Origin of the sequence: Candidatus Cardinium sp. cByotN1, assembly GCF_022810525.1 — a bacterium.
GTDB lineage: Bacteria > Bacteroidota > Bacteroidia > Cytophagales > Amoebophilaceae > Cardinium.
The window spans coordinates 1-6,825 of sequence record NZ_JAACGG010000071.1 but is presented as its reverse complement, the minus strand read 5'-3'; the positions used below and the strand labels follow the sequence as shown (position 1 = coordinate 6,825).

Annotated in this window: 3 protein-coding genes; 1 reads left to right on the top strand and 2 read right to left on the bottom strand. The window is 33.2% G+C overall.

Annotated features, from left to right (window positions below):
* Positions 1-128: 128 nt before the first annotated feature.
* Positions 129-3,596: a sodium:solute symporter family transporter gene (locus MUW73_RS02070; protein ID WP_243575206.1), complete on the bottom strand. Its 3,468-nt coding sequence runs from the start codon at positions 3,594-3,596 to the stop codon at positions 129-131.
* Between the two features lie 909 nt (positions 3,597-4,505).
* Positions 4,506-5,825: a hypothetical protein gene (locus tag MUW73_RS02065; protein WP_243018680.1), complete on the bottom strand. Its 1,320-nt coding sequence runs from the start codon at positions 5,823-5,825 to the stop codon at positions 4,506-4,508.
* A 271-nt stretch (positions 5,826-6,096) separates the two neighbouring features.
* Between MUW73_RS02065 and MUW73_RS02060 the strand changes: the two genes are divergently transcribed.
* Entirely contained in the window at positions 6,097-6,723 is a 627-nt protein-coding gene (locus MUW73_RS02060; protein ID WP_243018679.1) for a hypothetical protein, read from the top strand.
* Positions 6,724-6,825: the final 102 nt, after the last annotated feature.

Below are 6,825 nucleotides of genomic sequence, written 5' to 3'. Positions count from 1 at the left end.
TCTCTTACTTTTTTATCAAGAAAAAAGTAACAACAAAAATTCATTTTCTACTAATTTCCTCAACGCAAACCAAAGAGTTGCTAAATATAATCGAAGAAAAACCACAGTCGTGAACGGATACAATTTTTTTACGTAGGCTTGGTATGTAAAATCTGATTACATATATTTTCCATTTCTGATAACCATAATACAATATTATTTTTTCTAGCCCATGGAATATAAAATCCCAGGGTTTCTTTTGCAATTCTTATCCTGTCTGTCGGTTCTATTACGGCTATAGTTCTTAGATTATGCAGCCTATCAGCTATTTTAATCTGAACAACACGAATATCCTTACACTGATTCAATATACTTTGGTTATCTGAACTATCTAATTGCCAACGCAATCCATGTGTATTATAGTGGGTAGCCATGTCTACTATATAAGCAACTTCCATTCCATATAGTAGTTCTATTTGCTCTAATGTAACCATTGTATCCTCTACTACATCATGCAATAGAGCAGCCAAAATGGTTTCAACATGCTTGGTAGCTTCTAATACGATTTTAGCTACTTCCATAGGGTGAGTGTAATAAGGTTCACCTGACTTACGTATCATATTACCATGTGCTTTCTTAATAAATTGAATGGTTTCCTTTACTTTTTCCTCTGTCAAAGTTGTTTCACGTACCAGTAAACTAATCAGCTCTTTTTCTTGAGCTAAACTTGCATAAGTTTCTGCTACCTTATTAGATAAGTCATCAGTATGATATCGCTTAAAACGCATAACCTTTTTACCATCAATAGGTAATATGTAGACACAGGTTAAACCAGTTGCTGTTTCTATGACTTGTATATAACCTCCATGAGCTTGTACGATTTGTCTGCTTTCTTCTTGATAGAGATTATTAATTGTTTTAGGCAAGTAACCTGAAGTAATTTCATCGGTAACTACATAATTAGGTAATATATTTATACTATCTGTACCGGTAGATATAGAAAAAGCTAGTGCAGGTAATATAGGAGATCTTAATTGTTTCTCGTGGGTACTATGAATGGATAGCTGCTGAGGCTTGGGGAAAGGGTAAGATAACAATGTATCTGCAATGGTTAAGTAAACTGTATGATCTATGGTATACTTACTCTGGCATAGGTTTAAAAAATTTATAGTCAGTAATCTTTCAAAAGTAGTAGAATCAGTTAATACATACCTTTCTTTTGTTTCTCTTGTCAAGAGCAATTGTATAGGTACATCGAGTTTCTTAACCGTTTCATAAGATTTTAGGATCAGTTTCTCTAATGCCAATTTATGGATAGATTTTGGGTCTAATGTAAACCTACGTTCTTCCTTAGCTCTTTTCAGCAGAGATTGGCTAAATATATATAGCTTCTTTTGGAGTTTCTGTATAGGTAGATTGGCTACATACTGGTTTAATTCATCAGCCATATCCTGTAGCAGTTTGCCGCTATAGGTAGGATCTAATCGGTTCCAGTTGGCTTGATTATGTAGTGAAACTAATGCATACTGTTGCTCATAGATTCTAGTTAACGTTATAGTTTGTAATTGTCTGTTAGCTTTGTTCCTTATATACCGATAAACTAAGCAACTGATTAAAATGGTTAATCCTATCAATGTTTCTGTAGTTATACATTCTTTATAGTTTACAAAGGTTACATGAGGTGGTATCCACCTATGGACAAATAATGCTGTAACCAACATGATTATCATTATGGTGTATGGTAGTAATAAGCTACTTATTCCTATATTTACTATAAGAAATAAACAGGGTATAGGGGAAAAATGGCTTAATTTCATATAGGTGATTCCAGCAATAAAAAGAGCAACACACAACAATATGGGCCATAATCCATATAACAGACTATTACCTTCCTGTTTATAAGCGTGAAAAGTAGGATAAAAGATTACTATTGTTCCTATACACATGACAGCTATGTACCAGTAGATGTAGGCAAGTCCGTATACTTGCTTCACATAGAAAAGTAGTATGGCGCTGTAAATAATACAATACATACCAGATGCTATGAATGTAGTGGCGCTTTTAGGAAAAACATTAGCCCAATAGGATTTAGTGAAAACAGCCTGAAAGGTTTTTATTTTGCTCAACCACCAACGTTTGGTTTCCTGATTTTGTAATCTTACTGGACTATCATCTGGAATACCCACCCAACCTGTATTCGGTTTTTTAGGTAGCAGATAATGAAGGATCAATAGAATGGATGCACCATATATAAGAGATAGAAAAACATCACGTTCCCTTATAGCTTGTCCTTTTATAAATATATGATAAAGTGTCAGAGATGTGTTGATTACCATCGACCATAAGACAGCAGCCGAACGAGGTCTAAAGCCAAAGCAAGCCATAATCATGGGAACCGCAACCGAAGGTGTATAAAAATAAAATACTTTATGCATTAATTGTATAGCACTGGTTGTATGCAATGCAATGAAAATAGCAAGTATACCTATGATACCAGAAGCTATGCGTACAATTCTTAGAAAATATTTGTCGGTTTTTTCTCTGATACCAGTTATGAAAGGCCATATGTCATTAGCAAATAAAACAGAACCTGTATGTAAATAAGAGTCAACAGTCGCAATACATAAAGCAATAACAGATGTTATAAGCAACCCTTTCATGCCAGGAAAATGATTAAGCTGCATAATGTAATCTAATATTTTTTGTTTAGGGGGAACACTATTTCCACTTGTATATAAAGCAGCAATAACCACTAAAAATAGCAGCGAAAAAATGATCCGAATTATGCCACTTATCAAAAATACTTTAGTTGCTTGTTGAATAGAAAAAGACATATAAAAACGCTGGATTTGAGCTGGATCAAAAGTAAATATGGCATGCCAAATGAAATAAGCAAATACATGAACAAGGGAATTATTCCATGTAGAAGAGGTATCCCAAGTAGCTAGTTGAGACAAATTAAATTGTGACATATTGACAAACTTGTGCCAATTAACCCATGGATTTTTAGCATGGTATAAAAGGGTAAAAGTTAAAATAGGCAAACAAACACTGAAGAAACAAAATTGATAAACATCTGTTAATGCTATGGATCTAGCCCCTCCTAAAATAGTGTAAAGCGTAACTAGTAATCCCAAAATGACTGTGTAATAGTTAGCATATGCTTTTGCGTTACAAAAAGGAATAGATTTAATAATCATTAAACTAATCTTAAACTGAGCGGAAATTTTAGCTATCGTTACTATAATACCGAAGATAGCCGTAAGCATTTGAACGGATTTTCCACATAACCTACCCATAGATTCAGCAATGGAAAAATCTCCTAGCCATTCTTTCATTCTAACAATAATGAACCGAGAAGCTAAATAAAACCTAAGTGGACTACCTAAACTTAGTAGTAACATATATAAGCCTTGATAGTAGTAACCAGTCAGTTGAGTATGTAAAAAGTTACCTCCATATATGGTAGCTATTAAAGAAATGGTAATCACCCAAGTAGACATATTTCTACTGCCCACTGCATAGTCTTTAAATGTAGTAATTGATCTGCTACAGTATAACCCTATTGCCAGTGTAGTTACTAAGAATACTATTATGATTAAAAGGTCGACATCCATGGCTTATCTATATTTTTTTGTTTCTAGTAAAACACTATAAATCATATTGATACTTGATATCTTGATCCAGATATTGGATTATGTTTTTAACATTGATAATAAATTTCAAAAACTTTTAAAAATTAAGCATTATAATATATTGATATATACTATGTAATAACTAATAATCAGATTAAAAGAAAAATTCTATTTGCTGTGTTTCATTTATTTATACTTTTTTATCTATGTATTGTTTCTGGCAACTGTATAGCGCACAGACCTGTTACATTGCCTAATGCAAGAACAATCGGTACGCATCTATTGTCAGCAAACTTATGTATCTTGCATCATATATCAGGTTTAGCATATATCTTTATATGTGAAACAAAGGAATAAAATATGGAAAAAATTACCCCAGAGAAAGCTAGAAGGGAGGCAAAAGAAGAAGGGATACAAATAGGTCAATAAAAAGGTAAACTAGAGGAAGAAAAGGAAAAAGCTTTTTCTATCGCTAAATCTATGCTTTTGAGTAATTACCCTATAGAAGATGTTATGCTATTTACTGGTTTATCTTTATCTAGATCCGATATCCAGGGTCTTGTTTAGCAGTATAAGATGGACCCTCGGGCGCGCATTGACATAAAGTTACGGTTTCGACTGCATCTTTATACGCATTATAGACGAATAAATAAGCTTTCATGGAAATAACTATGTCTCATTAAATGTTCATAAAGTGGCAATTAAATCAAAACCGTAATTTTCTGTTTATTTGCTCCCGATGGTTCTGGTTGTAACAGGTATGGAACATATACGCAATGTCATTCCATTTCCAAGTATACCAGGTCATGTGTTCTGTTAGCAGGAGTTTTATCTTGCACAGATAAAACTACAGTAGTCACTGATGTTTTGCCTTAAGCTAACGCGTGATCTCTATTGCATAGCATGCGGTTGTATGGTTTCATATATGGTAAAGTGCGTTGCACGAAACTTTCTATATCCCTCCATATAAGACATTTCTTTTGGGTTAGCAACCTTACCGATTCGTATCTTTTTAGCCATTTTCTTTAAGCCACAAGGAAGACTAGGAATTGACATAAATTCATCTAAGGCATTTTCTAACTCTTTGCTTTTATAATCGAGTATAAAAAATGGGTATTTAAAAATATACCCAGGGTGTCTAGAATGTAGTAGATCTTCCATTAAGTAAGCTGGAATAGTAGGTTTGGGACAACAACGATAGGCACTGCAAGCTGAACGAATTAAATCACTATACCGGTTATATACTTGTACCGTATCATTATGGGTATCCTGTTCAGTATTAGAAAGTCCAATTTGTCTCATGGCAAAAATAGCCCAATATTTTTCCATAACGGATAGACATGCATGACTCTCTAACAAAGTAGAATTCCCTATGTACAAATAGTAACAGGGGTGATCTAAAATCATTAAAAAATAAGGAATATAATTAGAATCATAAGGTGTGTCTACATCATAGGATTCACATTCTTTTGCCATTTGCTGAAAAATAACCTTCAGGTCGAAAGGACCTTTTTGGGCTTCAAAAATGGCATGTTTTGGATGTTCTTTCGATTGCTTAATCAAATTACCCGATAGCACTTGCGTAATTGTTTTTCGTAAGGATCCATCCAATACTTCTTCTTTTCTTATTTGTTGTAATAGAGCAATAAAACAAGCATCTCTGTTAAATTCTGAGGCCACGTAATTATATGTGGGAAACAGAAACTTCAACTGTAATACGGTTTCAAAAAGTGATTTGGATAGTTTTTTATGTCTATATAGTGTAAAGCATTCTTTTAAAAAAGTGTAAAAATCATAGGTATACCTCATCGCATAAATAGCAATTTTTTTCTGTTTATCTGTTGGGAAACTTTCTGCCAAATACGCTAATACAGCTTGTTGGTAATAAGATGGATGCTTGTACATCACTAGAAAATCTTTAGATCTGAATAGCTCTTCAGGATGCTCCCATTGACCTACTTTCAATTCAATAGCTATAACTTTGTTAGAAAAAGTTACCCATGTACCCCATTTACAACCGTTCTCAAGAAGATCCGTAGGTTCTTTGTGATTTTCGTAACGAGGAAATGAAATAAAATAATGTGCACAATTTAGCCAAAAATCTTGTTGAGCATATACAAATCTTGAAGTAAATGATGCCGCAAAGCAAAAACATAAGAATGACTTGGAGCAACATAGTAACTTATCTACTGAAATAAACAGAAAAGACATAATTAATAATTCTCGTTTAGCATTACACACTTATCTATTTGTTGCAAATTGGTTATAGTCATATCCTATTCTTGCATAAATATAAACACATATTTTTAGAGCTTTTGCCTGCAAATAGTCGTATAAGAAAAGTAACTAATAAAAAAATGTATATGATGACATGGTCTAGGTCTGCGTAGTTCATTTTGGTAACTTTTTATTTTTATGTTTATCTAGTGATAGATGTATTGCTCAATAAGTTAGTTTAGTTAAGGTAAAAAAGATAATCGTCATGGCTCTTTTATATACCATTAATGGAATCTCTGGTGCTCCTAGACAAGAAATAACAAACTATATAATGGAGTTTTTTAAAAAAAAGGGGAGAAAAGTAACTGGCATAGCCGATCCGAAGGGATCTAACTATGGTCAGTTAGCTAATAAAATAGTCTTACATCATCATATAGCGTTGTCTGCTTTTACAGAAGCTTTACTTTACCTTACCTGTAGTAAAGAAATATTTGATCAGGTTGACTGGAATCACTACGATATAGTAGTCTGTAAGGGTTCCTTTTTAGAAACATTTGGCTATCCCAATCAGCTAGCTGATTGGGAGCTGGAAGAGGCTAGAAAGTTCTTTTTCCTATTTGCCAAACATATAAAGCATACGTATCCTTTTCTTTCTATTATACTTACAGAAGATTATATAGCAGCAGAAAAACGTGCTGGAAAAAAGTTTGAATACAAAGGTAAGCAAGAAAAATATTTAATCGATTCGAATCGTTTTCTGCGCATTAAAGAACATCCTATTATTCAAGAGATAGGTATCAAATTGGTTAATGTGGAAGTAAAAAATGGAGATCCATGGAAAGTGTTTCAAGAAAAGATAGAACCTATTTTACATGCCCAGCCTATGTTGTGATACTTTAACTTTTTCGTTGAACTGGGTTATTGATTTAAATTTAGTCACTCTAAGTAAGTTAAAATAATTAGTTTCCGTTCACCCAATGGCATCAACTTAAGG